The organism is Micromonospora sp. NPDC050686, assembly GCF_040654475.1.
In the GTDB taxonomy this organism is placed as follows: Bacteria; Actinomycetota; Actinomycetes; order Mycobacteriales; family Micromonosporaceae; genus Micromonospora.
In genome coordinates this window covers 28220-53881 of sequence record NZ_JBFAID010000002.1, presented here as the reverse complement: position 1 = coordinate 53881, position 25662 = coordinate 28220, and the positions used below count along the sequence as shown (strand labels likewise).

Here is a 25662-nt window from a genome sequence, read left to right as displayed (position 1 = left end):
TACGTCGCCGGTACGACCACCAGCCCGGGCCCCACGCCCGTGCGGCGCGGTCAGCCGGCCGCCGGCGGGCTGATCTTCCCGGCCGAGGTGAACCGGGCGCCGGTGCCCGGGAAGTCCTTCCCGCTGAGCTCCTTGACCAGCCCGAGCCCCTGCTCGGCGTCGTCCATCACCGGTCTGCCGGTGGAGTTCATCCGGGTGGAGGCGAAGGAGCCGCCGGCGAAGCTGCCGTCCGGCCGCAGCGACACCTTGAGCACCCCGCCCCAGCCCAGCCGGCCGGTGCTGCTGAGCGACTTCCCGCCGCCGGCGAAGTTGCCGAGGCTGTACGCGATCAGCCGGCCCCGGTAGAACTCCATCCCGCGCAGCACGTGCGGCCCGTGCCCGACGACCAGGTCGGCGCCGGCGTCGATCATGGCGTGCGAGAACCGCACCGGGTCGCCCCGGTTCTCGCCGAGGAACATCTCGGTGCCCGGCTTGACCCGGGTCTTGTCCGACCCCTCCGCGCCCATGTGCACCTGCACCACGACCAGGTCGGCCATGCCGGCGGCCTTCTTGATCACCTGCCGCGCGGCGTCGATGTCGACCAGGCTGTTCGACCAGACGTACGACGAGAAGCCGGCCACCGCGACCTTGACCCCCTGCACATCCACCACGGTGATCTGGTCGGGTGCGCCGGTGTGTTCGAGCCCGTGCTCCTCCAGCGCGCGCTGGGTGTTCGCGTAGCCGCGTTCCCCGTAGTCGTACCCGTGGTTGTTGGCCTGGTTGAGCAGTTGGAAGCCGGCGTCGCGCAGGTGCGCGGCGTAGCTGGGGGGCGCCCGGAACTGGAAGCAGCTGGTGGTGTTGGCCCCGCACTTGCCGGTGCCGGTGTCCTCGGTGAGCGGTTCCTCCAGGTTGCCCATCACCAGGTCGGCCTTGAGGGCCTTCGCGATGTCGTCGAAGAAGCCCTTCCCGCCGTTGGCCGGCAGCCGGGAGGGCGCGTTGCCCATGATGATGTCGCCGGTCGCGGCGAGGGAGATCGCCTTTTCGGGTTCCTGGGCGGCCGGCTCGGCGGGGGACTTCGTCGGCGCGGCGGAGCCGGCCGGCCGGGTGGCCCCGGGGCCGGACTGCCAGACCGATTCGGGCGTCGGGTCGTCGCCGCAGCCGGCGGCGAGCAACGCGACGACGAGCACGGCCAGCGCGGAGGTCAGCCGGCGGCGCGGGCGGGAGCGGAGGCGGGCGGGTGCGGACATCGCCCGCGACCCTACCGGGCCGGCCGGGCGGTGACGACGACCGAACGGCCGGAAGTTCACCGCGCCACCCGGTCCGACCAGGGCACCACGGTGCCGGCACCGCCGTCGCGCACGGCCGCGTGCACGGCCCGGGCCAGCCGGGCGCCCCAGGCCGAGCGGGGCCCGCCGTACGGGGCGGCCGGCCCGTCGGCGGGGCAGCAGACGGTGACCGCGTCGGTCGGGGTGCCGGTGCCGGGCAGGCCGAGGTCGGCGATCGCCTGGACCTTCGCCTCGGTCACCGTGGCCACTGCGTTCACCAGCGCCGCCTCGCCGAGCCGCGCCGGGACGTACCCGATGATGTTGACCGTGCCGACCCGCTGCCCGGGCGCCGCCGGCGTGGGCGCGGCGGCCGGGACCGGGGTGCCCAGCCCCACGGTCGCCCAGATCCGGACGCCGCCGTCGGCGCGGGCCACCACCTCGGCGACGTCCACCCCGGTCAGCAGGCCCACCCCGGGTCCGTCCAGGCCGAGCCCGCCGGCCAACTCGGCCAGGTGGTCGGCCGGATCGTCCCGGGCGTACGACATGGGCACGGTCGCGTTGACCACCCAGCGCCGCAGGCCGAGGCCACCGCCCAGCGGTGCGCTGCTGACCGTCAGCAGCGGACGGGCGGCCCGCCAGACGAGCAGGGGGACGTCCCGGCCGTCCTCGGCACGGGTGGTCAGCACGGGGTCGTCGAGCACGGGGAGACCTTACGGCCGCCGGCCGCGGCGGGGCCGGGTCACCCGATCGGGTGTCGATCGTACTGCTGGTTCAAGTCGACGAGGTTACGCCCAACGATCAAGTTTCCAGGGGTGCGCCTCTGATTCCAGCTCACGTGCGCCTAGACTTGGCGGCGCGCGAGGGATCAGCGGACGGCGGACCCGGGCCGACGGACGGCACGCGCAGGCGGAGGTGCGCGATGGACGAGGTACTGGCCCGCAGCGGGATCTTCCAGGGCGTCGACCCGGAGGCTGCCGAGGCGCTCGCCAAGGAGATGGAGACGATCGAGGTCCGCAAGGGCGAGGTCGTCTTCAACGAGGGCGAGCCCGGCGACAGTCTGTACATCCTCCTGTCCGGCAAGATCAAGGTCGGTCGCCGGGCAGCGGACGGCCGGCAGAACCTGATCGCCGTGATGGGGCCGTCGGACATGGTCGGCGAGCTGTCGCTCTTCGACCCCGGCCCGCGGACGGCAACCGCGACCGCGGTGACCGACACCCGGCTGGTCCGGCTGCGCAAGCAGGCGCTGCGCCCCTGGCTCAACAACCGGCCGGAGATCGCCGAGCAGCTGCTCCGGGTGCTGGCCCGCCGGCTGCGCCGGACCAACGACTCGCTGGCCGACCTGATCTTCACCGACGTGCCCGGCCGGGTCGCCAAGAACCTGCTCCAGATGGCCGGCCGGTTCGGCACCCGGGACGGCGGCGTGCTGCGGGTGACCCACGACCTGACCCAGGAGGAGATCGCCCAGCTGGTCGGCGCCTCCCGGGAGACCGTCAACAAGGCCCTCGCCGACTTCGCGTCGCGCGGCTGGCTGCGCCTGGACGGCAAGAGCATCATCATCCTCGACCCGGAGCGCCTCGCCCGCCGCGCCCGCGTCTGACCCCTTTCGTACGAGCCACCCGGCCCGCCCCGCCCCGCGCGGTCCGGGCCGGCGCCGTCTCTGCCCGGCGCAGAATCGCTGGACCTGGCCGCCACCGGCCGCGCAGGCTGTGGCGATGTTCGAACGCGTCGCCGTCCTCTCCGACATCCACGGTGCGCTGCCGGCGCTGGAGGCCGTGCTGGCCGAGCCGGACGTGGCCGCCGCCGACCTGATCGTGCTCACCGGGGACATCGCCGACGGTCCGCAGCCGGTCGAGGTGCTGGACCTGCTCGCCTCGCTCGGCGACCGGGCCCGCTGGGTGGGTGGCAACGGCGAGCGGGAGCTGGTCCAGGCCCGGGCCGGCCGGCCGGCGTCGTATGACGTCTCCGACTGGGCGGCGGCCCAGCTCCGGGACGACCAGGTGGCCCGGCTGGCCGGGCTGCCGCCGACCGTCACGCTTCCCGTGGCCGGGCTCGGCGCGGTGCTCTTCTGCCACGCCACACCCCGCGACGACGAGGAGATGGTCCTCGTCGACTCCCGGCCGGCCCGCTGGGCGGAGGTCTTCACCGGGCTCCCGCCCGAGGTCGGCACCGTCGTCTGCGGGCACACCCACATGCCGTACACCCGGCTCGTCGACCGCCGCCTGGTGATCAACCCGGGCAGCGTCGGCATGCCGTACGGCGGGGCCGGGGCGTGGTGGGCACTGCTCGGCCCGGGGGTGCAGCTGCGCCGGACCGTGTTCGACGTGGACGCCGCCTGCGCCCGGGTGGCGGCGGAGTCGCGCTTCCCGGGTGCCGCCGCGTGGGCCGACGAGTACCTCCGCTCCCGGCACAGCGACCTCGACGCGCTGGCCGCCTTCGGCCCGCGCGACGGCCGCTGAGACCACCGGCGAGCCCGCCACGCCGTCACTCCGTCCAGGCTCGGGCGACCGAGAGGCTGTCCTCGTAGACGTGGTGGCGGGTGACCAGGCCCTCGGTCACGGTCAGGTGCAGCGCGAAGTGGGCCCGGTACGACCTCCGCTCCGGCGCGAAGTGTTCATGTGTTCCCCCATCGGTTCCGGTTCGCTCGCCGCGCCCAGCCTCCGTCACCGACCACAGCCCCGTCGATTACCTGCGCGGTAACCAGGGGCGCTACCGAGATGGAAAAAGTCAGTCTTGACTGTTTGTTTCGGGGGCGGCAGGCTGTGCCCGTGCCCGCCGCATCGACCCGCGTCCCGCAGCAGCAGCGCAGCCGCGCCACCCAGGCCCGGCTGCTGGAGGCGACCGTCGACTGCCTGATCGAGCACGGCTGGTCCGGCACCACCACTACCGTGGTGGCCGCCCGGGCCGGCGTGTCCCGCGGCGCGCAGCTGCACCACTACCCCACCAAGGCCGCCCTGGTCACCGCCGCCGTCGACCACCTGGCCGAGCGCCGGGCGGTGGAGCTGCGCACCGAGGCCGACGCGCTGCCCGCCGGCCCCCGGCGACTCGACGGGGTGGTCGACCTGCTCGCCGCGGCCTTCACCGGGCCGCTCTTCGTCGCCGCGATCGAACTCTGGGTCGCCGCCCGCACCGACACCGAGCTGCGCGACGCCCTGGTGCCGCTGGAGGCGCGGGTCGGCCGGGAGATGCACCGGCTCACCGTCGAGCTGCTCGGCGTGGACGAGCGCCGGCCGGGCGTACGCGAGGCCGTCCAGGCCACCCTCGACCTGCTGCGCGGACTGGGCGTGGCCAACCTGCTCAGCGACGACTCGGCCCGCCGGACCGCTCTGCTCGCCACCTGGAAACGCCAGCTCGCCAGCCTGCTCACCCCCGACGACGGCCCGCCAGGCCCGGGGAGCGAGCGCCACTGATCCCCTGACCGGCCCATCCTGCGGAGGCACCATGGTCGACCTGACAACACTGCTCGCGGATCTGGCCGCTGAGTCGGAGCAGCTCGACGCTCTCGTCTCGCCACTGCCCCCACCGGAGTGGAAGCGCCCGACACCGGCCCCCGGCTGGACCATCGCCCACCAGATCGCCCACCTGGCCTGGACCGACCACGTGGCCCACCTGGCGGCCACCGACGCCGACGCCTTCTACGCCTCGGTCACCTCGGCACCCGACCCGGCCCGGCTGGTCGACCACGGCGCCGAGTCGTTCCTCGCCCCGCCCGCCGAGCTGCTGGCCCGCTGGCGGGACGGCCGGGCCGCGCTCGCCGCCGCCCTCGCCTGCGCGCCGCCCGGGGAGAAGCTGCCCTGGTACGGCACCCGGATGTCGCCCGCCTCGCTGGCCACCGCCCGGCTCATGGAGACCTGGGCGCACGGCGAGGACGTCGCCGACGCGCTCGGCGTCCGGCGTACCCCGACCGACCGGTTGCGGCACGTGGCGCACCTCGGCTTCCGTACCCTCGGGCACAGCTTCGCCGCCCACGGCCGGGCCGTGCCGGCGGCGCCGGTGCGGGTCGAACTGGCCGCGCCCGACGGTGGGACCTGGACGTTCGGGCCGGCCGACGCCGCCGACCGGGTCACCGGCCCGGCGCTGGACTTCTGCCTGCTGGTCACCCAGCGCCGGCACCGCGCCGACCTGGCCCTGGTCGCCACCGGCCCGGTCGCCGACGAGTGGCTGGACGTGGCCCAGGCGTTCGCCGGCCCACCCGGCGCCAAGCGGGAGTCGGCGGGCGGCGGGGTGACTGTATGAGCGGGGCGGCCCCCGGAGCCGCGCAGCCGGTGACGGCGGGTGGCGGGCCGGGCGTGCTGCGGGTCGGGAACGCCTCCGGCTTCTACGGTGACCGGTTCGCCGCCTGGCGGGAGATGCTCGACGGCGGCGAGCTGGACGTCCTCACCGGCGACTACCTGGCCGAGCTGACCATGCTGATCCTCGGCCGGGACCGGCTGCGCGACCCCGCCCTCGGGTACGCGAAGACGTTCCTCCGCCAGGTCGAGGACTGCCTCGGCACCGCGCTGGACCGCGGGGTCAAGCTGGTGACGAACGCGGGCGGCCTCAACCCGGCCGGCCTGGCCGCCGCGATCGAGGCTCTGGCCGGCCGGCTCGGCCTGGCCGCCCGGATCGGGTACGTCGAGGGCGACGCGCTCGACCGGCCGGACGCGTTGACCGCGAACGCGTACCTCGGGGCGTTCGGCATCGCGGCCTGCCTGGAAGCGGGCGCGGACGTGGTGGTGACCGGCCGGGTCACCGACGCCTCGCTGGCGGTCGGGCCGGCCATCGCCCGGTTCGGCTGGGGCCGGGGCGACCTGGACGCGCTGGCCGGCGCGACCGTGGCCGGACACCTGATCGAGTGCGGCGCGCAGGTCACCGGCGGCAACTTCAGCTTCTTCACCGAGCTGCCCGACGGCGGCCGCCGGCCCGGCTTCCCGATCGCCGAGATCCACCCGGACGGCTCGTCGGTGCTCACCAAGCACCCGGGCACCGGCGGCGCGGTGACCGTCGAGACGGTCACCGCCCAGCTGCTGTACGAGGTGGGCGGCCCCGACTACCTCGGCCCGGACGTCGTCGCCCGGCTGGACACCGTCGAGCTGAACGCCGACGGGCCGGACCGGGTCCGGGTGAGCGGCGTGCGGGGCACCCCGCCGCCGGACACCCTCAAGGTCGGGGTGAACAACCTGGGTGGCTTCCGCAACTCGATGACCTTCGTGCTGTGCGGACTGGACATCCCGGCCAAGGCGGCGCTGGTCCGCGGCCAGCTCGAGGAGGCGGTCGGCACGGAAGGGCTGGAGTTCACGCTGGCCCGCACCGACCACCCGGACGCGGCCGACACCGAGGCGGCCAGCGCCCTGCTGCACGTACACCTGCGCGACGGGGACAAGGCGCGGGCCGGGCGGGCGTTCTCGGCGGCGGCGGTGGAGCTGGCGCTGGCGTCCTACCCGGGCTGCACGCTCACCACGCTGCCGGGCGATGCCACCCCGTACGGGGTGTTCACCGCCGACACGGTGTCGCAGGACGAGGTGGAGCAGGTGGCCGTCCTGCCCAGCGGCGAGCGGATGACGATCCCCCCGCCGCCGGTGAGGTGTTTGGCGGGGCCCCCTGTACAACAGAATCCGTTAAGCGAGGGCCCCGCCTCACACCCCACCCGGCGTGGGGCGCTGGGTGAGCTGGTGGGGGCGCGATCGGGGGACAAGGGCGGGGACGCCAACCTCGGCGTCTGGGCCCGCACCGACGAGACCTGGGCCTGGCTGCGCGGCTGGTTGACCGTCGAGCGCCTGGCCGAGCTGCTACCGGAGACCGCCCCGCTGACCGTCGAGCGGTACGAGCTGCCGAACCTGCGGGCGGTCAACTTCGTCGTCCGGGGGCTGCTCGGTCAGGGGGTGGCCGCCTCCACCCGGTTCGACCCGCAGGCCAAGGCGCTGGGCGAGCTGCTGCGCTCGCGGGTGGTCGACCTGCCGGCGGAGGTGTCGACGTGACCATCGTGGACACTCCGGAGCGCCGGCAGTTGCGCGAACTGACCCGCGCCTTCGTCACCGGGGAGGTGCTGCCGCACCTGGACGACTGGGAGCGGGCCGGCGAGGTGCCCCGCGCGCTGCACCAGACCGCCGCCAAGATCGGGCTGCTCGGCATCGGCTTCCCGGAGCGGGTCGGCGGCAGCGGCGGCGACCTGCTCGACTCGATCGTGGTCACCGAGGAGATCATCCGCTCGGGCGGCTCGTCCGGGCTGGTCGCCGCGCTGTTCACGCACGGCATCGCGCTGCCGCACATCGTCGCCGCAGGCGACAGGGCGGATTCAGACGCCGCCGGTCCGCAGCATCTGGCGGAATCAGACGCCGCCGGTCCGCAGCATCTGGCGGAATCGGACGCCGCCGGTCCGCAGCATCTGATCGACAGGTACGTCCGGCCCACCCTGGCCGGGACGATGATCGGCGCGCTGGCGATCACCGAGCCGGACGGCGGCTCCGACGTGGCCGGCATCCGCACCTTCGCCCGGCGGGACGGCGACCACTACGTGGTGAACGGGTCGAAGACGTACATCACCAGCGGGCACCGGGCCGACTTCGTGACCACGGCGGTCTGCACGGTGCAGCCGGGCAGCGGCGCGCTCAGCCTGCTGGTGATCGACAAGGGTACGCCCGGCTTCACCGTGGGGCGGCGGCTGGAGAAGCTGGGCTGGCACTGCTCGGACACCGCCGAGCTGTCCTTCGTCGACGTACGGGTGCCGGTGGCGAACCGGATCGGCCCGGAGGACACCGGCTTCCTCGCCATCATGCAGCAGTTCGCCACCGAACGCCTCTCCCTGGCCACGCAGGCGTACGCGACCGCGCAGCGCTGCGTCGACCTGGCCACCCGCTGGTGCCGGGACCGGTCCACGTTCGGCCGTCCGCTGGCCGGCCGGCAGGTGATCCGGCACCGGCTGGCCGAGATGCACACCCGCGCCGAGGCCGCCCGGGCGTACGTGCACGACGTGGCGGAACGGGTCGCCGCGGGTCAGCCGGTGGTGACCGAGGTGGCGATGGCGAAGAACGTCGCCGTGGCCGCCTGCGACTGGGTCGTCGACCAGGCGCTGCAACTGCACGGCGGCTTCGGCTACCTGCGCGACGCCGAGGTGGAGCGGCACTACCGGGACGCCCGGATCCTCGGCATCGGCGGCGGCACCACCGAGATCATGAACGAGATCATCGCGAAGGGCATCGGCCTATGACCATCCTGCACAGCGCGATCGACCCGTCCTCGCCGGGCTTCGCCGCCAACCGGGAGGCGCTGCTGGAGCGCCTCGCCGAGCTGGCGGCCGCGCTCGACCAGGCCCGCGCCGGCGGCGGCGAGAAGTACGTGACCCGGCACCACCGGCGCGGCAAGCTGCTCCCCCGCGAACGGATCGAACTGCTGCTGGACCCGGACAGCCCGTTCCTGGAGCTGTCCCCGGTGGCCGCGTACGGCACGGACTTCCCGGTCGGGGCCAGCACGGTGACCGGCATCGGCGTGGTCGAGGGCGTGGAGTGCGTGGTCATCGCCAACGACCCGACGGTACGCGGCGGCGCGATCAACCCGTGGTCGCTGGCGAAGACCCGGCGGGCCGGCGAGATCGCGCTGGCCAACCGGCTGCCGATGGTGAACCTGGTCGAGTCGGCCGGCGCGGACCTGCCCACCCAGGCGGAGATCTTCATCCCGGGCGGCCGGGTGTTCCGCGACCTGACCCGGCTCTCGGCCGAGCGGATCCCCACGGTCAGCGTGGTCTTCGGCAACGCCACCGCCGGGGGCGCGTACGTGCCGGGGATGTCCGACTACACGATCATGATCCGGGACCGGTCGCAGGTGTACCTGGCCGGGCCGCCGCTGGTGAAGATGGCCACCGGCGAGATCACCGACGACGAGTCGCTGGGCGGCGCGGCCATGCACGCCGGCACGTCCGGCCTGGCCGACTTCCTGGCCTCCGACGAGCGGGACGGCATCCGGCTGGCCCGGCAGTGCGTACGCCGGCTCAACTGGCGCAAGCAGGGCCCACCGCCGCGCAACCCGGTCCCGCAACCCCCGAAGTACGACCCCGAGGAGCTGCTCGGCATCGCCAGCGCCGACCTCAAGGTGCCGTTCGACCCGCGCGAGGTGCTGGCCCGGGTGCTGGACGGCAGCGAGTTCGACGAGTTCAAGCCGGCGTACGGCACCGCGCTGGTCACCGGCTGGGGCGAGCTGCACGGGTGGCCGGTCGGTGTGCTGGCCAACGCCCGGGGCGTGCTGTTCAGCGAGGAGGCACAGAAGGCGGCCCAGTTCATCCAGCTCGCCAACGCCGCCGACACCCCGCTGGTCTTCCTGCAGAACACCACCGGCTACATGGTCGGCACCGAGTACGAGCAGCGCGGCATCATCAAGCACGGCGCCCTGATGATCAACGCGGTGTCCAACTCGAAGGTCCCGCACCTGACGGTCAACCTGGGCGCCTCGTACGGGGCCGGCAACTACGGCATGTGCGGCCGGGCGTACGAGCCGAGGTTCCTGTTCACCTGGCCGAACGCCAGGTCGGCGGTGATGGGGCCGGCGCAGCTCGCGGGCGTGCTGTCGATCGTCGCCCGGCAGGCCGCCGCCGCCCGGGGACGCGAGTACGACGAGGACTCCGACGCCGCCATGCGGATGATGGTCGAGCAGCAGATCGAGTCGCAGTCCGGGGCGCTCTTCCTCTCCGGCCGGCTCTACGACGACGGGGTGATCGACCCGCGGGACACCCGTACCGTCCTGGGGCTCTGCCTGTCGGCGATCCACAACGGACCGGTGAAGGGCGCCGACGGCTTCGGCGTCTTCCGAATGTAGGGAGCGAGCCATGATCCGCAACCTTCTCGTGGCCAATCGGGGGGAGATCGCGCGGCGGGTCTTCGCCACCTGCCGGGCGCTCGGCGTGGCGACCGTGGCCGTGCACTCCGACGCGGACGCCGACGCGCCCTTCGTCGCCGAGGCCGACCAGTCGGTCCGGCTGCCCGGGAACACGCCGGCTGAGACGTACCTGCGGATCGACCTGCTGCTGGACGCGGCCCGCAGGGCGGGCGCGGACGCCGTGCACCCCGGCTACGGCTTCCTCGCCGAGAACGCCGAGTTCGCGGCGGCGGTGACCGACGCCGGCCTGACCTGGGTCGGGCCGACGGCCAAGGCGATCGCCGCGATGGGCGACAAGATGGCCGCCAAGGCGCTGCTCGCCGACGCGGGCGTGCCGATGCTGCCCACCTGGACCGATCCGGACCAGGTCGCCGACTTTCCGGTGCTGGTCAAGGCCGCTGCGGGCGGTGGCGGCCGGGGCATGCGGGTGGTCCGCGACGCGGCCGGGCTCGCGGCGGCCGTCGCGGGCGCGCGCCGCGAGGCGGCGGCGGCGTTCGGCGACGGCACGGTCTTCATCGAGCGGTACGTCGAGCGGGGCCGGCACGTCGAGGTGCAGATCTTCGGCGACACCCACGGCACGGTGCTGGCCCTGGGCGAGCGGGACTGCTCGATCCAGCGCCGGCACCAGAAGATCGTCGAGGAGGCCCCGGCGGTCCTCGACCCGGGCCTGCGGAGGCGGCTGCACGCGGCGGCGGTGGCCGCCGGCCGGGCCGTCGAGTACGTCGGCGCGGGCACTGTCGAGTTCCTGCTCGCGCCCGACGGCCAGTTCTTCTTCCTGGAGATGAACACCCGCCTCCAGGTCGAGCACCCGGTCACCGATCTGACCACCGGGCTGGACCTGGTCCGGCTGCAACTGCTGGTCGCCGAGGGCGAGCCGCTGCCGCTGCCGGCGACCCCGCCGGCCGACGGCCACGCCATCGAGGTACGCCTCTGCGCGGAGGACCCGGCCCAGGGCTTCCGCCCGGCCACCGGCACCCTGCACCGGTTCGCGATCCCCGGGGTCGGCGCCGAGTTCGGGCCGACGCGCGGGCTGCGCCTGGACTCCGGTGTGGTGGACGGCTCGACGGTGAGCGTGCACTACGACTCGATGCTCGCCAAGCTGGTCGCCTGGGCACCCACCCGAGCCGAGGCGGCCCGGGTCCTGGCCGGCGCGCTGGCCCGGGCGGAACTGCACGGCGTGACCACCAACCGGGACCTGCTGGTCCGGGTGCTGCGCAGTCGGGAATTCGGCGCGGCGGAGGTCGACACCGGTTTCCTGGAGCGGCACCCGGAGGTCTTCGCACCGCTGCTCCCCGCCGAGCTGCTGCCGGTGACGGCGCTGGCCGCCGCGCTGGCCTCGGCCGCCGCGCGCCGGATGACCGCCCCGGTGCTCGGCGGGCTCCCCTCGGGCTGGCGCAACGTGCCCGCGTTCCCGCAGGTCGTCCGCTTCGCCGGGGCGGACGGCGGCGAGATCGAGGTGCGCTACCGGCTGGACCGCGCGGGGGCGCTCGCCGAATGGTCCACCACGCCGGGCTCCGGTGAAAGGCGGGGGCCCCGCTTGACGTTTCCGGCAGAGGCGGGGCCCCCGGCTAACAGCGATCCGGCGGCGGGCGGGGACGTCGGGCCGGCGGTACGGCTGGTGACGGCCGCCCCGGACCGGGTCGTGCTCGACGTCGACGGTGTGCGGTCCACGTTCCGCGTACACCGGGTGGGGTCGGCGGTCTTCGTGGACGGCCCGGACGGGGCGGCGAGCCTCACCGAGTCGCCGCGGCTGCCGCTGCCCACCGCGGAGCTGGCGGCCGGGTCGCTGCTCGCGCCGCTGCCCGGCGCGGTCGCCCGGGTGCACGTCGAGGTCGGCCAGCGGGTCGCCGCCGGTGACCTGCTGCTGACGCTGGAAGCGATGAAGCTCGAACATCCCGTGCTCGCCCCCGCCGACGGCGTGGTCGCCGAGTTGCCCGTGCCGGCCGGCGGCCAGGTGGAGACGGGCGCCGTCCTGGCCGTGGTCGACCCCGAGGAGGACCCGCAGTGAACTTCGACCTCACCCCCGAGCAGGACCAGCTCCGCGACGCCGTCCGCGCGCTGGGCCGCAAGTACGGCCACTCCTACTTCGTCGAGAAGGCGAAGTCGGCGGAACACACCACCGAGCTGTGGCACGAGGCCGGCCGGCTCGGCTACCTGGGGGTCAACATCCCCACCGAGTACGGCGGCGGGGGCGGCGGCATCACCGAGCTGGCCATCGTCTGCGAGGAGCTGGCCGCCGCCGGCTGCCCGCTGCTGCTGCTGGTGGTCTCCCCCGCCATCGCCGCCACCGTGATCAACAAGCACGGCACCGAGGAGCAGCGCAAGCGGCACCTGCCCGGCCTGGCCGACGGCTCACAGAAGATCGTCTTCGCGATCACCGAGCCGGAGGCCGGCTCGAACTTCCACCGGCTCGGCACGGTGGCCCGCCGGGACGGCGACGACTGGCTGCTGTCGGGCCGCAAGTGCTACATCTCCGGCGTCGACGAGGCCGGCCACGTGCTGGTGGTGGCGCGCGTTGCCGTCGGGGACGGCCAGAGCGGCTCAGCGGACTCATCTCCGCAGAAGCTCAGGCCGGCGCTGTTCATCGTGCCCACCGACGCGCCCGGGCTGGCGATGTCCAAGCTGGACATGGAGATCGTCTCCCCGGAGAACCAGTTCCTGCTCTACCTGGACGACGTGCGGCTGCCCGCCGACGCGCTGGTCGGTGAGTCACTGGACGCCGGCCTGCCGGCGCTCTTCTCCGGGCTGAACCCGGAGCGGATCACGGTCGCCGCGATGGGCGCCGGCACCGGCCGGTACGCCATCGAGCGGGCGTCGGAGTACACCGCCACCCGCAAGGTCTGGGCCGGACGTTCGATCGGTTCGCACCAGGGCGTCGCCCACCCGCTGGCGCACGCCGCCGTGCAGGTGGAGCTGGCCCGCCTGATGATCCACAAGGCTGCCACGCTCTACGACGCCGGACGGGACCTGGAGGCCGGCGTCGCCGGCAACATGGCCAAGTACGCCGCCGGCGAGGCCGCGGCGCTCGCCGTGGACACCGCCGTGCAGGCGCTCGGCGGGGCCGGCATGACCACCGAGTACGGGGTGGCGACGCTGCTGGGGGCGGTACGGGCCGGCCGGATCGCCCCGGTCAGCCGGGAGATGATCCTCAGTTTCGTCGCCCAGCACGTCCTCGGCCAGGACAAGTCGTACTGATCGGGAGGCCGAGGGCCGGCGGGGTCTCGCCGGCCTCAGCCGCCGACCGTTCGGCAGGCGGCGTCGATCCGGTGCACCGGGCGCACCCGCCGGCCCAGCCCCTCCAGCAGCGAGTCCTCCACGTGGAAGTCGTGGATGCGCAGCCGGTGCCGGGGCAGTTCCTCCTCGCTCGGGCAGAGCACCTGCGCGCGGACCTGATCGGTCGGGACGTACCGGACGCCGCCGCGTTCCTGGAGCAGCACCATGCTCACGTCGTCCGTGGTCACCACGTGCCCACGGATGTCCTCGGTGACGCCCGGCGAGGACTCCACCGTGGTGACGGTCAGCGGCAGCACCGGTGTGCTGAGCTTGTCCAACACCGACGGCAGCGACGGATCCTGGCTGTTGTCGCAGCCGGCCGCCGCCGCCAGGGTGAGCGTCAGCGCCACCGCCAACGTGGTGGCGACCGACCGGAGGCGGTGATGGGAGGTGACGTCACTCATCGGGTTACCTCGCTCAAGGGCACGGCCGATCGGGACACCGAGGGGAACCGCTCACGTCCATTTCCATGGCGATCGTGCCCGTCGGCCGTACGGGTCACCCGCCGCACCCCGCCGATGCGCGGATCGACACCTTGCGCCGCCCCGCGATGCTTGACCGGTGAGGCGATTCCCGAGGAACGACGCGCGGACCCGAGCGGTCGCCGCGACGCTGGCGGCGGCGGCCCTGCTGGTCGCCCTCGTCGTCGGGCGTCCACGCGGCGTCCTGGCGGTGGCACTGGCACTGTTGGCGCTGCTCTGCGCCACGGTGGCGGGCGTCTCGGTGGTGGCCGCCCGGCAGGGCGACGACCGCGAACCGGTCACCCCGGAGCCGCCCCGGCAACCGGGCAGCGGGCCGTACCGGGGGGACGCCGACACCCTGGAGACCCTCGCCGACCCGGAGGCGGTACGCGCGCTGCGCGAGCGGTACCGCCGGCTCGACGGCCTCAGCGACCGGTGAGCGTCGGCGAGCCGAGCGCGTCCACGCCCCGCCCGGCCAGGCAGCGGAAGGTCCGGTCGGCACCCGTGTCGTCGGGCGGCAACACCTCCAGGTGCCATCCCGTCGGGTAGCGGATGCCGCTGGTCAGCCGGAAGGTGTCCGGGCCGCACACTCGGCGTACCCGGGGGTCGGCGCTGATGGTGGCGTGGGCCGCGCCGACCAGCGCGGCGGGCAGCTCACCCTCGGCGTACGTCTCCCAGGTGTGCCGGCCGTCGCAGGGCACCCGGGTCGCCTCCGCCCGGCTGCCGCGCACCCGCACCGGACCGAAGCACTCCAGGCTCGGGGCGCAGACGGCGCCGGTGGGTAGTTCGGCCCCGGACGGCCCGCAGCCGGGCAGCGCCCACCGGGCCGCCGCCGGGCTGGTCGCCCCGGTGCCGGCCGGGGCCGGCGGCGCGCCGCCCGCCACCCAGGCGCCGGCGCTGGCGGACGCGGCCAGCGCGAGGACCCCGACCGAGCCGAGGAACCAGCGCCGCCGCCAGCGGCGGCCGGTGGTCGACACGGTGGGATGGTCGGCGTCGGGTGTCGCCGGAGCGCCGTCGCGGCTGGAGCCGGCTCCCCCGGAACCGACCGGGCCGGGCCGGGCCGGGCCGCCGCTGACCGAGCCGCCACTGATCGGGCCGCCGCTGACCGGGGTGGCCGGGCCGCCGAGCGACAGGGCGGCCAGCCGGTCGCGCAACTCCACTGCGGACGGCCGGTCGCCGGGCTCGTTGGCCATCCCGGCCCGGAGCACGTCGATGAGTTCGTCCGGCACGCCGGGCAGCCCCGGGATCGGCTGGTGGAACATCTCCAGCACGGTGACCAGGCTGGGGTTGCGCTCGGACTGCCAGCGCGGCGGCCGGCCGTGCATCACCGCGTAGAGCGTCGCGCAGAGCGCGTACACGTCGACGGCCGGCGACGGCGGACTGTGGCTGAACATCTCCGGCGGGGCGTACGCGGGGGTGAGCACCTCCAGGGTCACCGAGGCGTCGCGCACCTCGGCGAGCACCGCCAGCCCGAAGTCGGCGAGCACCGCCGAGTTGAAATGCGAGTAGAGGATGTTGGCCGGTTTGACGTCGCGGTGCAGCACCCCCGCCGCGTGCGAGTGGGCGAGCGCGTCGGCGATCTTCACCCCGAGGTCGCGGGCCTCCACGGCATCCAGCGGCGAGGTGCGCATCCGCTCGGCGTACGAGCCGTCGCAGAGCTCCATGATCAGATAGGGGTGCTGGTCGACGGTGACCCCAACGTCGAAGAGGTCGACCACGTGCGGGTGGGAGGACATCCGGCCGGCCGCGCGCGCCTCGCGCAGGAAGCGGGCCTGGTCACGGTCGCTGTCCAGGGTGCGGTTTTCCACCTTGACCGCGACCTCGCGCCCCACCGAGATCTGGGTGGCCCGGTAGACGGTCGCGTAGCCGCCCCGGGCGAAAATCTCCAGATCGGTCAGACCGGGCACGTTGGGCGCCCGGAGGCCGCTGGACGGGGTGTCGGTCACAGCTTCGAAAATACCCAATGATCCGGCCCGCTCAGTGGGCCGCGTCCGCCGCCGGGACGTGACCCGCCCCGGTGCTGGTCGATCCGGACACCGCCCCGGACGCCGGCCGCCGCGCGTCCCACCACAGCCCGACCCCGGTCGCCACCGCCCCAAGGCCCTCCCAGGCGGCCACCGCGAAGAACCGGTCCGGCGCCACGTCCGCCAGCACCGCGATGCTGAACACGGTGAACGTGACCAGCCGGAAGACCACGGTGAACCGGAAGAAGGCCCGCCACTCGGTGGCCGTCGCCAACAGGTAGTAGACCCCCATGTTGAACGAGGCCATCGAGGACGCCACCAGGAAGGTGCCCGTGTAGTCGCCGGGCCCGCGCTCGGCCGGCACCGCGAAGCCGAGCATCCGCAGCTGGGTCTCCGGCCAGATCAGACCGAGCGCGCCGAGCAGCACGGCCAGCACGCCGAAAACCGCGATCGTCCACCCCGCGCCGGATCGCGGCAGCCTCATTCGTCCTCCCCCGGCCCTTGGCCGCCACCATGGACGGCCGCTGTCGACCCCGGACACGCTAGCCGCCACCCCCGACGCCCACATCCCCTCAACCGCCAGACCTCCCCACCCCACCGCGCGGTGCGGTGCGGCGACAACTTCAGGGAAGTCGTCCCTCCTCACCCGGGCGAGGCGACACCTTCCAGGAAGTTGCCCCCTCGCGGCGCGGCGAGGAGGCACGCCGCGAGGAGGCAAGCCGCGAGGAGGCAGCGGCGGGGAGGCGGGGGTCAGACGGGGGCGGGGGTCAGGCGGGTGCGTAGGGCGTCGGCGGCGCGCCGCTCGCCGGCCTGCTCGGTGGCGTACGCCAGCCGGACCGCCTCCTCGGCGCTGGCCAGCGCCTCCGCCGGCCGACCGCAGGCGGCGAGCGCCTCCGCCAGTACGCTGGCTGCGATCACCTGGCTGCGGACGTCCTCGGCCGGCGCCTCGACCGCCCGGCGGGCCCAGTCCAGCGCCTGCTCCCGCTGGCCGTGCGCGAGCAGCGCGGAGGCGTACCGGGCCATCGTCTGGCGCCGGGAGAAGAGCAGCGAGGGCGCGTGTGCGGCGGCGGTGGCCACCGGGGCGAGCAGCCCGACGGCGGTCGCCGGGTCGCCGGCGGCCAGCCGGGCGGTGGCCAGCAGCACCCGGGGGCCCACCTGGGCCGGCGCCTGCGGGTTGTGCGGCTCGACGGCGGTCAGCACGGCCCGGGCGTCCCGCTCGGCGGCCTCGTGGTCGCCGCTCTCCAGCGCCACGAAGCCGCGCAGCGTGCCGGCCATCCCGGTCAGCAGCGGGTGGGAGGTGCGCTGGGCGTACGACATGGCGTCGGTGAGCAGGTCCGCCGCGTGTTCCGGCTCCCCGAGGCCGCGCGCCACCACCCCGCGCACCACCAGCGCGAAGCCGCGCCCCCAGTCGTCGGAGACCGCGGCGAACTCCCGGTACGCCCGGCGCGCCTCCTGGTCCGCGTCGCCCAGCTCGCCCAGCTCGGCGGTGGCGAACGCCTTCACCGCGCGCAGCGTGCCGACCGCCCACGCCTCGCCGACCCGCTCACCGAAGGGCAGGAACACCTGCGCCATCCGGCACGCCTCCTGCAGCCGGCCGGCGAGCAGCCGGGCGAACGCCGTGGTGCCGCGCAGCCACGCCCGCCCGTACGGGTCCTTCAGCTCGGCGAAGAGCCGGGCCGCCCGGCCGAGCACCGCGTCGGTGCCGGCGAAGTCGCCCCGGGTGGTGGTCACCCAGGCCAGGTTCTGCAACGACCAGGCCTGCCCGCGCGGATCCTGGTGCGCCAGGCTGACCTGGTACGACGCCGCCAGCCGGCTGCTCGCCTGGCCGAGCCGGCCGGCGATGAAGTCGGCCATCCCGAGCCGGCGCATCGCCGAGGCACGCAGGTTGGGCAGCTCGCCGTCGGTGGCCACCTGCAACGCCTCCTGCCAGCAGGAGACCGCCCGGCCCTGGTCGCCGAGGGTCTGCTGGGCCTGCCCGGCGAGCAGCAACGCGCTGGCCCGGGTGCCCGGGTCACCGGTGTTGGCGGCGATCTTCTCGGCGAAGGCGAGCGCGTCGGCGGGGCGGCCGATCTGGAGCAGGGCCCGGGCGTGCACCACCCGGTCGGCCGGCGGCACGCCGTCGCGGGCCAGCTCGGCGGCGCGTTCGGCGTACTCGACGGCGAGGGCCGGCTCCCCGGCCTGCAGCGACCGTCGGGCCGACCGGCCGAGCGCGGTCACGCCCAGCGGGGTGACCGTACGGGCCGGCGCGTCCGGTCGCAGCTTCACCGCGTCGGCCAGCGCCGCCGCCCGTTCCACGTGCTCGGCGACGAAGTCGTCGCGGGCCGCTTCGGTGAGGCCACCCGGCCCGGGCGTGGCCGCCTCGCCGGCGCCGCCCGGGCCGACCGCCCAGCGGGCCAGCGCGGCGTGCCGCTCGGCCAGCTCGGCCTTGCTCACCCCGGCGTAGGCGGCCTCCCGCATCAGCGGGGTGGCGAACGCGAACCCGGACCGGGTGCGGTGCAGCATGCGGCGTTGCAGCAGCTCCTCCAGGGCCCGGTCCGCCTCGACGGCGGCCACCGCCGCCGGCCGGCCGTCCCGCCCGGTCCGCTGCTCGCGCAGCGCCTCCAGCGCGCCGTTCGGCACCGTGTCGCCGACCACCGCGGCGTCGCGCAGCACCGAGCGGGCGTCCGGCGGCAGCGCGTCGATCCGGGCGGCGAGCACCGCCGCCAGGTCCCGGGAGAGCAGCCGGCTGCCGAGCGAGCCGGGGGCCAGCCGCCAGCCGCCGGAGGTGCCCCGGCCCGGCCCGACGGTCAGCGCGCCGCGCTCCATCAGCAGGGTGACCAGCTCGGCCAGGTAGAACGGGTTGCCCTGGGCGGTGGCGAGCAGCCGGTCCGTGTCGGGCTGCGGCAGCTTCCCGCCGCCCAGGTAGCTGGTCAGCAGCCGGGCCGCGTCCGCGCCCCGCAGCGGCGGCAGCGCGTGCACCTCGGCGTCGGCGACCCGGGTCAGCGCGCCGGCGGTGCGCACCAGCTCGGGCCGGCCGAGCAGCAGCACCAGGACCGGCCCGGTGAGCCGGGACAGGGTCACCCCGAGCGCGTCGATGGTCTCCGCGGTGGCGTCGTGCAGGTCGTCCACCACGACCACCAGGGGGGCCTCGGTGGCGAGCGCGTTGAGCAGTTCGGCGACCGCGTTCGGCACGGCCTCGGCGTCCGGTGGCGGGGCGGTGGCGCTCCACTCGCCGTTGTCGGTGCCGTGCGCGGCGGGCAGCTCGGCGTACCCGAGCAGGGCGAGCAGCTGGTCGGTGGCGAGCGGGACCGGTTCGGCGCGCAGCCGGGCGAGCCGCTGGGCGAGGCGGCGCAGCCGCTCCTCCACGGCCGGCCGGGTGAGCGCGGTGGCCGGGTCGTTGGGCAGGCCGGTCGCGGCCCGGACCAGGTCGGCGAGGGGGGCGAGCCGGCGCCGTTCGCCGAAGGCGGCACAGCGTACCGAGAGCACCCGGGCGCCGGTGTGCGCGGCGAACCGGCCGGCGCCCACGTCGTACCCGGCGGCGAGGCGTTCCACCTCGGCGGCGAACCGGGACTTGCCGATCCCCGCCTCGGCGGTCATCAGCAGCACCCGGGGCTCGCTCCGGTCGATCACCTCGGCGAGCCGGCCGGCGACCCGGCCGATCTCGGTCTCCCGGCCGACGTAGGGCGCCTCGTCGCCGAGGCCGGACCGGGTGCCCGGGGCGTCCAGGAGGCCGAGCAGTTCGTACGCCTCGACCGGCTCGCGTTTGCCCTTGAGTCGCAGCGGGCGCAGCGCCCGCCAGGAGGCGACGTGCCGGGTGGCGGCGGAGGTGCGCGCGCCGGCGTAGACCGCGCCGACGGCGGCGGCGTCGGCCAGCCGGGCGGCGGTGTTCACCGTGTCGCCGATGACGGTGTATTCGATGGCGGCCTGGATGCCGGCGATCACGTCGCCGGTGTTCAGCCCGACCCGCAGGCCCAGTGGCGCGCCGCCGCCGCGCTCGTCGTCGAGCACCCGGCGGACCGCCCGCTGCATGGACAGCGCGGCCCGCACGGCGCGCTCGGCGTCGTCCTCGTGGGCCACCGGCGCGCCGAAGACCGCCATGATCCCGTCGCCGGTGAGCTTGTCGACGTGCCCGCCGAAGGTCTTGACCGCGCCGGCCAGGGCGGCGAGCACCCGGTCGGTGACCGCGCCGACCCGTTCCGGGTCGAGGTCCTCCGACCAGGAGGTGAAGTCGGAGAGGTCGCCGAAGAGCACGGTGACCACCCGCCGCTCGGCGGCGGGCAGCGTCGCGGCGGCCGGCAGCGCGGCCCCGCAGTTGTGGCAGAACCGGGCGCCGGGAACGGCGACGGTGCCGCACACCGGGCAGGTCACGGCTGCTCCACCCCGAGGTATTCGAGCTGGGCCCGGACCGACCACTCGGCCGCCCACCACAGGGAGCGGTCGACGTCGGCGTAGACCGCCGCGACCACCTCGGGCGCGGTGGTCGCCCCGGCGGCGACCGCGGCCCGGACCTGGTCCAGCCGGGCCCGCCGGTGGGCCAGGTAGTAGTCGGCCGCCGCGGCGCAGTCGGCCAGCGCCGGGCCGTGCCCGGGCAGCGCCGGGATCCCGGTGTACGTGGAGAGCAGCTCCAGGCTCGACAGGTAGTCCCCGAGGTGCCCGTCGGGGTGGGCGACCACGGTGGTGCCCCGGCCCAGGATGGTGTCGCCGGTGAGCACCACCCGCTCGTCGCCGTGCTCGACCAGGAAGCAGACCGAGTCGGCGGTGTGCCCGGGGGTGTTGAGCAGGCGGATGGTGAGGCCGGCGTCCGGCACGGCGTCCGGGGTCAGCGGCTCGGCGCCACTGGCGTGCGCCGGGTCGGCCGCGAGCACGGGCGCCCCGCCGAGCAGCTCGCTCAGCCGGGGAGCGCCCTCGGTGTGGTCGGCGTGCCCGTGGGTGATCAGCACGAACCCGACCGGCCCGTGCGCCGCGACCGCCGCCAGGTGCGCCTCGTCGGCTGGGCCGGGATCAACGACGACCCCGCGCTCCGCGCCGGGGGCGCGCAGCACCCAGGTGTTGGTGCCGTCGAGCGTCATCGGCCCGGGATTCGGCGCGCGCAGCAGCGTCACCCATGCCGGCAACTCGTCGGCGAGCGCACCCACCGCGCCCGTCACATGCCCGCCCATGGCTGCGATCGTACGACCCCCGCCGCCACTCCCCGCGATCTTGCAGATTCGGCCCCGGTTTTGTGGCCGTTCACGGCTTTCGGCCGGGCGGGAACCGCAAGATCGCGGGGTGGGCGGGGCGGGACCGGAGTCAGCCGACCTCGACGATGACCTCGACCTCGACCGGGGCGTCGAGCGGCAGCTCGGCGACGCCCACGGCGCTGCGGGCGTGCCGGCCGGCCTCACCGAAGACCGCCCCGAACAGGTCGGAGGCGCCGTTGATCACGCCGGGCTGGCCGGTGAACCCGGCCGCGCTCGCCACGAAGCCGGTCAGCTTCACCACCTTGACCACGTTCTCGAGGCCGACCAGCGAGTCGATCGCGGCCAGGGCGTTCAGGGCGCACCGCTGCGCCAGGTCCTTCGCCTGGTCGGCGGAGACACCCGCGCCGACCTTGCCGGTGGCGAGCAGCTTGCCCTCGGCCATCGGCAGCTGGCCGGAGACGTAGACGTGCTGCCCCGACTGCACGGCCGGCACGTAGCTGGCCACCGGGGGCACCACGTCGGGCAGGGCCAGGCCGAGTTCCGCGAGCTTCGCGTGCGGTCCGTTGCTCATGCCGCCACCTCGCTGCGCTTGCTCATGCTCGTCAGCCCTTCGGGCGCTTCAGGTACGCGACGAGCTGCTCCGGGTTCGGCCCGGGCACCACGGAGACCAGCTCCCAGCCGTCCTCACCCCAGTTGTCGAGGATCTGCTTGGTCGCGTGGACCAGCAGCGGGACGGTGGCGTATTCCCACTTCTGCATCGGTGGAAGGCTCCCTTGCCTGACGTGGACTGTTAGGGCAACAGCCTACGGTCCGGCGGACGGTCGGGGCGCGGGACGCTGCTCGGGAGCCGCCGGCAGCTCGCCGCAGGGCCCCTCGTGACCGTACCGCTGGGGGCAGCGGGTGCGGTCCGGCAGCAGCAGGTCGCAGAAGACCCGGTGCCGGTTGTTCTGGTCGTCCGCGGTCGAGACGGTGGTCTCGCCGGCGTCCAGCTCGGGCAGGAAGCCGAGCGACACCGCCACCGTGCCGGCCAGCGCGGCCGCGGTCGCCAGGTCGGCGACCCGGATCGGCAGGTGGATGACGTACCCGGGCTCCTCCTCGTCCCGGCTGCGCCCGGCCGGCCGGGACGGGAAGCGCAGCACCTCGGCGGCCGGCTCCGCCCACCGGCGGTACGACCGCTCGTTGACCGGAATCGCCACCCCCTCCACCGTCACACCCCGGCGGGTCCGGCCGCCCGCCGGGAACTGGGCTCGAGGGATGTTGTCCGCGTCGCGCATACGCTGCCTCCGGCCGTCGTACCTGGTCGAGTGGCTTTCGGCTCGGACTCGCCGTCCGGCCGACCCCCGCGCCGGCCAAGAACCTAGGTCCGAATCCCGACAGCGGCAACGGGACTCGCACGAATGGTTACTTCGAGTCATATATGCGACACATCGGTGGTCCGGAAGGCGACCCCATCCGCCGGATCAGCCGTGGCCCGCCGGGACGTCCATCGACCGATTACTCTTCCGAGCGACGGGCGTCGAGGGCGCGCCCGGCACGGTCGACCACGCGTCGCCGCCTCAGGGGTGTGGCGGTGACGCCGGACCCCGGGGGAAACACGATGACCCACCCACCCATCGGTGGCGCCGACGGACCGTCGGACGCCGGCGGGTCGCCGCAGCACGCGGCGACGGGCCAGCCGCCGCGGCGCCGGCGACCGCGCAACCTGCTGATCGCCTCGCTCGCGCTGGTCGGCGCCCTGCTGCTCTGCGGGGGCGGCGGCACGGCCGCGTTCCTGGCCCTGCGCGACACCGAGGACGGCACCGGCACCAGCGAGCCGGCGGTCGCCGTCGACGACTTCCTCACCGCCGTCTACCAGCAGCGCAGCGTCAGCAAGGCGAGCGCCCTGGTCTGCTCGTCGAGCCGGGACGAGCGGAAGATCGCCGCCAAGATCGCCGAGGTGGAGCGGTACGTCGAGACGTACCGCGAGCCCCGCTTCCGATGGACCATGCCGACGGTGGAGAACGAGACCGGCGACCGGGCCACGGTCACCACCAAGGTGAGCGTGAGCACCGCCGACGAGCGGGTGGCCGAGCAGGACCTGCGGTTCACCGTGGTCCGCCGGACCGGTTGGTGGGTCTGCGAGGTCTCCTGACCCGCCCGGGTGGATAGGCTCGACGGGTGCGAGCAGGGGAGCGGCCGGCCGATCCGGCCGGTACGAAATGGCCGGCGCGGCTGCACGTGGTGACCGGCAAGGGCGGGACCGGCAAGACCAGCGTCGCCGCGGCCCTGGCCGTGGCGCTGGCCGCCGGTGGCCGGCGCACCCTGCTGGTCGAGGTGGAGGGGCGGCAGGGCATCGCCCAGCTGTTCGGCGTCGATCCGCTGCCGTACGAGGAGCGCCACCTCACCGACGCCGCCGGCGGCGGCGAGGTGCGGGCCCTGGCGGTGGACGCCGAGGAGGCCCTCCTGGAATACCTCGACATGTTCTACAAGCTGGGCGCGGCCGGGCGGGCGTTACGCCGGTTCGGTGCCATCGACTTCGCCACCACCATCGCCCCGGGCCTGCGCGACGTCCTGCTCACCGGCAAGGTCAAGGAGGCGACCACCCGCACCGCCGGCCAGCGCCGGGTGTACGACGCCGTGGTGCTGGACGCCCCGCCGACCGGGCGGATCGGCCGGTTCCTCAACGTCACCGCGGAGACGGCCCGGCTGGCGAAGGTCGGCCCGATCAAGAGCCAGAGCGAGGGGGTCTCCGCGCTGCTGCGGTCCCCGATGACGGCGGTGCACGTGGTGACGCTGCTGGAGGAGATGCCGGTCCAGGAGACCGTGGACGCGATCGCCGAGCTGACCTCGCTCGGCTTCCCGGTCGGCCGGGTGATCGTCAACGGGGCCCGGCCCGCGCTGCCCGCCGGCCGGGCGGTGACCGCCGAGGAGCTGCGCCAGGGGCTGCTCGCCGCCGGCCTGCCGGCGGACCGGGCCACCGTGCGGGGACTGCACCAGGAGGCAGCGGACCAGGCCGTCCGCCGGGAGCTGGAGGAGACGCTCCGGGCCGAGCTGGTGGAGCTGGGCCGCCCGCTGACCGAGCTGCCGCTGCTGCCCGACGGGGTGGACCGGGCCGGGCTGACGCGGCTGGCGGAGGGGCTCGTCCGGGCGGATTGACTCACACCTGCGGTCGGCACGGGCACGCGGCGGCAGGCGGCCCGATACGCTCGATTGGTGCCTTCCGAAGACGCGGCGCCGCGGCTGGACGTCGACCAGATCCTCGCCGACCCCGGCGTGCGGATAGTCGTCTGCTGCGGCGCGGGCGGGGTGGGCAAGACCACCACCGCGGCGGCCCTGGCGTTGCGCGCGGCCGAGCGGCACGGCCGGCGTACGGTCGTGCTGACCATCGACCCGGCCCGCCGGCTGGCCCAGTCGCTGGGCCTGAGCGAGCTGGACAACACCCCACGCCAGGTCAAGGGGATCGACGTCGAGGACAGCGGCGGCGAGCTGCACGCCATGATGCTGGACATGAAGCGCACCTTCGACGACGTGGTGCTCCAGCACACCGACCCGGCGAAGGCGGCGGAGATCTTCGCCAACCCCTTCTACCAGGCCATGAGCTCCACCTTCGCGGGCACCCAGGAATACATGGCGATGGAGAAGCTCGGCCAGCTGCACGCCCGGGGCGAGTGGGACCTGATCGTGGTGGACACCCCGCCGTCCCGCTCGGCGCTGGACTTCCTGGACGCGCCGGCCCGGCTCTCCCGGTTCCTGGACGGCCGGATGCTGCGGCTGCTGCTCGCCCCGGCCCGCTCCGGCGGGCGGAGCATGTTCAGCTTCGTGACCGCCTCGTTCGGGATGTTCTCGAAGGTGGTGCAGAAGGTGATCGGCGCGCAGCTGCTCACCGACCTGTCCGGGTTCGTCGCCGCGCTGGACTCGATGTTCGGCGGGTTCCGGCAGCGGGCCGAGCAGACGTACCGCATCCTGCAGGCGCGGGAGACGGCCTTCCTGCTGGTCGCGGCGCCGGAGCCAGACGCGGTCCGGGAGGCGGCGTACTTCGCCGGCCGGCTGCGCTCCGAGCGGATGCCGCTGGCCGGCCTGGTGCTCAACCGGGTGCACCGGCCGGCGGTGCCGGCGCTGGGCGCGGACGACAGCCTGGCCGCGGCGGACCGGCTGGAGCGGGCCGGCGGGCACGCCGGCACGGCCGAGGTGCTGCGGGCGCACGCCGCGCTGGCCCAGCAGGCCGAGCGGGAACGGCGGGTGGCGGCCCGGTTCACCGCGGAGTTCCCCGGGGTGCCGGCGGTGTCGGTGACGGCGCAGCCCGCCGACGTGCACGACGTCGACGGGCTGCGGACGATCGGCGCGGCCGTCAGCGACCGCTGACCGGCGTCAGCCGGCGGTGACCAGGACCTTGTCCTTGCCGGTCTTGTCCTTGGCGTTCTTCTTCATGGCGGCCTCGAACATCTTCCGCCAGCTGGCAACCTGCGGGTGCCGGCGCAGCAGCGCCCGCCGCTCCCGTTCGGTCATGCCACCCCACACGCCGAACTCGATGCGGTTGTCCAGCGCGTCGGCCAGGCACTCGTACCGAACTGGGCAACTGCGGCAGATCCTCTTCGCCACGTTCTGTTCGGCGCCCTGTACGAACAACGCGTCCGGGTCCCCGTTCTGACACGCCGCCAGTGACGGCCAGTCAGCGATCATGCCCATTTGTACACGTCCCCCCTTGCAGTACCTACCGACTTCGCGCGCGACCAGCCGTCGA

The 25662-nt window shown here is 74.8% G+C and carries 25 protein-coding genes; 13 read left to right on the top strand and 12 right to left on the bottom strand.

Translation table 11 applies throughout. The features are described from left to right. Positions 1 to 50: 50 nt before the first annotated feature. Together AB0H57_RS02410 and AB0H57_RS02405 are read right to left on the bottom strand one after the other, a co-directional pair. The gene (locus AB0H57_RS02410) at positions 51 to 1226 is read right to left on the bottom strand and encodes a CapA family protein (protein ID WP_357501830.1); all 1176 of its coding nucleotides are present in this window, start codon (positions 1224 to 1226) and stop codon (positions 51 to 53) included. Between the two features lie 56 nt (positions 1227 to 1282). Then, positions 1283 to 1945 carry an adenosylcobinamide amidohydrolase gene (locus tag AB0H57_RS02405; protein WP_357501828.1) on the bottom strand — a complete coding sequence of 221 codons (663 nt, stop codon included), beginning with the start codon at positions 1943 to 1945 and terminating at the stop codon, positions 1283 to 1285. A 218-nt stretch (positions 1946 to 2163) separates the two neighbouring features. Here AB0H57_RS02405 and AB0H57_RS02400 point away from each other — a divergent pair, with 218 nt between their 5' ends. Both AB0H57_RS02400 and AB0H57_RS02395 read left to right on the top strand, forming a co-directional pair. Beyond that, positions 2164 to 2841 (top strand): Crp/Fnr family transcriptional regulator, encoded by a 678-nt coding sequence (locus tag AB0H57_RS02400; RefSeq protein WP_007073398.1) that lies wholly within the window; start codon positions 2164 to 2166, stop codon positions 2839 to 2841. A 115-nt stretch (positions 2842 to 2956) separates the two neighbouring features. Continuing rightward, entirely contained in the window at positions 2957 to 3700 is a 744-nt protein-coding gene (locus tag AB0H57_RS02395; protein WP_357501826.1) for a metallophosphoesterase family protein, read from the top strand. A gap of 25 nt (positions 3701 to 3725) precedes the next feature. Here AB0H57_RS02395 and AB0H57_RS02390 read toward each other — a convergent pair whose 3' ends face one another. Continuing rightward, positions 3726 to 3908 carry a hypothetical protein gene (locus tag AB0H57_RS02390; RefSeq protein WP_357501824.1) on the bottom strand — a complete coding sequence of 61 codons (183 nt, stop codon included), beginning with the start codon at positions 3906 to 3908 and terminating at the stop codon, positions 3726 to 3728. Between the two features lie 101 nt (positions 3909 to 4009). Between AB0H57_RS02390 and AB0H57_RS02385 the strand changes: the two genes are divergently transcribed. Genes AB0H57_RS02385 through AB0H57_RS02355 form a run of 7 tightly spaced genes read left to right on the top strand, consistent with a single transcriptional unit; the run spans position 4010 to position 13280 of the window. After that, a complete protein-coding gene (locus AB0H57_RS02385) occupies positions 4010 to 4651 on the top strand; it encodes a TetR/AcrR family transcriptional regulator (protein WP_357501822.1) in 642 nt (213 codons plus the stop codon). A 31-nt stretch (positions 4652 to 4682) separates the two neighbouring features. Continuing rightward, on the top strand, positions 4683 to 5477 hold the full coding sequence (locus AB0H57_RS02380) for a TIGR03084 family metal-binding protein (RefSeq protein WP_357501820.1): 795 nt from the start codon (positions 4683 to 4685) through the stop codon (positions 5475 to 5477). Beyond that, the gene (locus AB0H57_RS02375; protein ID WP_357501818.1) at positions 5474 to 7198 is read left to right on the top strand and encodes an acyclic terpene utilization AtuA family protein; all 1725 of its coding nucleotides are present in this window, start codon (positions 5474 to 5476) and stop codon (positions 7196 to 7198) included. Before AB0H57_RS02380 ends, AB0H57_RS02375 begins: the two co-directional genes overlap by 4 nt. Beyond that, entirely contained in the window at positions 7195 to 8427 is a 1233-nt protein-coding gene (locus AB0H57_RS02370) for an acyl-CoA dehydrogenase family protein (RefSeq protein ID WP_357501816.1), read from the top strand. The genes AB0H57_RS02375 and AB0H57_RS02370 overlap by 4 nt, the downstream gene beginning before the upstream one ends. Then, positions 8424 to 10025, top strand: coding sequence for a carboxyl transferase domain-containing protein (locus tag AB0H57_RS02365; RefSeq protein WP_357501814.1), 1602 nt, complete (start codon positions 8424 to 8426; stop codon positions 10023 to 10025). Before AB0H57_RS02370 ends, AB0H57_RS02365 begins: the two co-directional genes overlap by 4 nt. Positions 10026 to 10035: 10 nt before the next feature. Beyond that, positions 10036 to 12093 (top strand): biotin carboxylase N-terminal domain-containing protein, encoded by a 2058-nt coding sequence (locus tag AB0H57_RS02360; protein ID WP_357501812.1) that lies wholly within the window; start codon positions 10036 to 10038, stop codon positions 12091 to 12093. Then, complete coding sequence (locus AB0H57_RS02355) at positions 12090 to 13280, top strand: acyl-CoA dehydrogenase (protein ID WP_357501810.1); 1191 nt, start codon at positions 12090 to 12092, stop codon at positions 13278 to 13280. Before AB0H57_RS02360 ends, AB0H57_RS02355 begins: the two co-directional genes overlap by 4 nt. A gap of 35 nt (positions 13281 to 13315) precedes the next feature. On the opposite strand, the gene AB0H57_RS02350 is transcribed toward AB0H57_RS02355, so the two are convergent. Beyond that, a complete protein-coding gene (locus AB0H57_RS02350) occupies positions 13316 to 13762 on the bottom strand; it encodes a hypothetical protein (protein ID WP_357501808.1) in 447 nt (148 codons plus the stop codon). Between the two features lie 157 nt (positions 13763 to 13919). On the opposite strand from AB0H57_RS02350, the gene AB0H57_RS02345 reads away from it, so the two are divergent. Beyond that, positions 13920 to 14258: a hypothetical protein gene (locus AB0H57_RS02345; protein ID WP_357501807.1), complete on the top strand. Its 339-nt coding sequence runs from the start codon at positions 13920 to 13922 to the stop codon at positions 14256 to 14258. On the opposite strand, the gene AB0H57_RS02340 is transcribed toward AB0H57_RS02345, so the two are convergent. From AB0H57_RS02340 to AB0H57_RS02310, 7 genes are all read right to left on the bottom strand, one after another. Beyond that, positions 14245 to 15765, bottom strand: a complete 1521-nt coding sequence (locus tag AB0H57_RS02340) for a serine/threonine-protein kinase (RefSeq protein ID WP_357501805.1) — start codon at positions 15763 to 15765, stop codon at positions 14245 to 14247. The genes AB0H57_RS02345 and AB0H57_RS02340 overlap by 14 nt on opposite strands. Before the next feature lie 31 nt (positions 15766 to 15796). Beyond that, on the bottom strand, positions 15797 to 16267 hold the full coding sequence (locus AB0H57_RS02335) for a hypothetical protein (protein WP_357501803.1): 471 nt from the start codon (positions 16265 to 16267) through the stop codon (positions 15797 to 15799). 266 nt (positions 16268 to 16533) lie between these two features. Further along, positions 16534 to 20130, bottom strand: a complete 3597-nt coding sequence (locus AB0H57_RS02330) for an adenylate/guanylate cyclase domain-containing protein (RefSeq protein ID WP_357501801.1) — start codon at positions 20128 to 20130, stop codon at positions 16534 to 16536. Then, positions 20127 to 20921 (bottom strand): MBL fold metallo-hydrolase, encoded by a 795-nt coding sequence (locus AB0H57_RS02325; protein WP_357501799.1) that lies wholly within the window; start codon positions 20919 to 20921, stop codon positions 20127 to 20129. Before AB0H57_RS02325 ends, AB0H57_RS02330 begins: the two co-directional genes overlap by 4 nt. 130 nt (positions 20922 to 21051) lie before the next feature. After that, positions 21052 to 21513, bottom strand: coding sequence for a RidA family protein (locus AB0H57_RS02320; protein WP_357501797.1), 462 nt, complete (start codon positions 21511 to 21513; stop codon positions 21052 to 21054). A 31-nt stretch (positions 21514 to 21544) separates the two neighbouring features. Beyond that, positions 21545 to 21700, bottom strand: a complete 156-nt coding sequence (locus tag AB0H57_RS02315; protein ID WP_013289021.1) for a DUF4177 domain-containing protein — start codon at positions 21698 to 21700, stop codon at positions 21545 to 21547. Positions 21701 to 21745: 45 nt separating this feature from the next. After that, positions 21746 to 22216, bottom strand: coding sequence for a hypothetical protein (locus AB0H57_RS02310; RefSeq protein WP_357501795.1), 471 nt, complete (start codon positions 22214 to 22216; stop codon positions 21746 to 21748). 323 nt (positions 22217 to 22539) lie between these two features. Between AB0H57_RS02310 and AB0H57_RS02305 the strand changes: the two genes are divergently transcribed. Genes AB0H57_RS02305 through AB0H57_RS02295 form a run of 3 tightly spaced genes read left to right on the top strand, consistent with a single transcriptional unit; the run spans position 22540 to position 25283 of the window. Beyond that, positions 22540 to 23073 carry a hypothetical protein gene (locus AB0H57_RS02305; RefSeq protein WP_357501793.1) on the top strand — a complete coding sequence of 178 codons (534 nt, stop codon included), beginning with the start codon at positions 22540 to 22542 and terminating at the stop codon, positions 23071 to 23073. A 26-nt stretch (positions 23074 to 23099) separates the two neighbouring features. After that, positions 23100 to 24077: an ArsA-related P-loop ATPase gene (locus AB0H57_RS02300; protein ID WP_357501791.1), complete on the top strand. Its 978-nt coding sequence runs from the start codon at positions 23100 to 23102 to the stop codon at positions 24075 to 24077. A gap of 54 nt (positions 24078 to 24131) precedes the next feature. Beyond that, positions 24132 to 25283, top strand: a complete 1152-nt coding sequence (locus AB0H57_RS02295) for an ArsA-related P-loop ATPase (RefSeq protein ID WP_357501789.1) — start codon at positions 24132 to 24134, stop codon at positions 25281 to 25283. A gap of 6 nt (positions 25284 to 25289) precedes the next feature. Here the strand turns inward: AB0H57_RS02295 and AB0H57_RS02290 are convergent, their stop codons facing one another. Then, the gene (locus tag AB0H57_RS02290; RefSeq protein WP_357501787.1) at positions 25290 to 25607 is read right to left on the bottom strand and encodes a WhiB family transcriptional regulator; all 318 of its coding nucleotides are present in this window, start codon (positions 25605 to 25607) and stop codon (positions 25290 to 25292) included. Positions 25608 to 25662 lie beyond the last annotated feature (55 nt).

Coding starts and splice junctions, on each gene's coding strand:
- AB0H57_RS02375 (WP_357501818.1), top strand. CDS start 5,474: ATGAGCGGGGCGGCCCCCGGAGCCGCGCAGCCGGTGACGGCGGGTGGC.
- AB0H57_RS02315 (WP_013289021.1), bottom strand. CDS start 21,700: ATGCAGAAGTGGGAATACGCCACCGTCCCGCTGCTGGTCCACGCGACC.
- AB0H57_RS02395 (WP_357501826.1), top strand. CDS start 2,957: ATGTTCGAACGCGTCGCCGTCCTCTCCGACATCCACGGTGCGCTGCCG.
- AB0H57_RS02365 (WP_357501814.1), top strand. CDS start 8,424: ATGACCATCCTGCACAGCGCGATCGACCCGTCCTCGCCGGGCTTCGCC.
- AB0H57_RS02380 (WP_357501820.1), top strand. CDS start 4,683: ATGGTCGACCTGACAACACTGCTCGCGGATCTGGCCGCTGAGTCGGAG.
- AB0H57_RS02325 (WP_357501799.1), bottom strand. CDS start 20,921: ATGGGCGGGCATGTGACGGGCGCGGTGGGTGCGCTCGCCGACGAGTTG.
- AB0H57_RS02410 (WP_357501830.1), bottom strand. CDS start 1,226: ATGTCCGCACCCGCCCGCCTCCGCTCCCGCCCGCGCCGCCGGCTGACC.
- AB0H57_RS02335 (WP_357501803.1), bottom strand. CDS start 16,267: ATGAGGCTGCCGCGATCCGGCGCGGGGTGGACGATCGCGGTTTTCGGC.
- AB0H57_RS02360 (WP_357501812.1), top strand. CDS start 10,036: ATGATCCGCAACCTTCTCGTGGCCAATCGGGGGGAGATCGCGCGGCGG.
- AB0H57_RS02400 (WP_007073398.1), top strand. CDS start 2,164: ATGGACGAGGTACTGGCCCGCAGCGGGATCTTCCAGGGCGTCGACCCG.
- AB0H57_RS02290 (WP_357501787.1), bottom strand. CDS start 25,607: ATGGGCATGATCGCTGACTGGCCGTCACTGGCGGCGTGTCAGAACGGG.
- AB0H57_RS02305 (WP_357501793.1), top strand. CDS start 22,540: ATGACCCACCCACCCATCGGTGGCGCCGACGGACCGTCGGACGCCGGC.
- AB0H57_RS02350 (WP_357501808.1), bottom strand. CDS start 13,762: ATGAGTGACGTCACCTCCCATCACCGCCTCCGGTCGGTCGCCACCACG.
- AB0H57_RS02310 (WP_357501795.1), bottom strand. CDS start 22,216: ATGCGCGACGCGGACAACATCCCTCGAGCCCAGTTCCCGGCGGGCGGC.
- AB0H57_RS02320 (WP_357501797.1), bottom strand. CDS start 21,513: ATGAGCAACGGACCGCACGCGAAGCTCGCGGAACTCGGCCTGGCCCTG.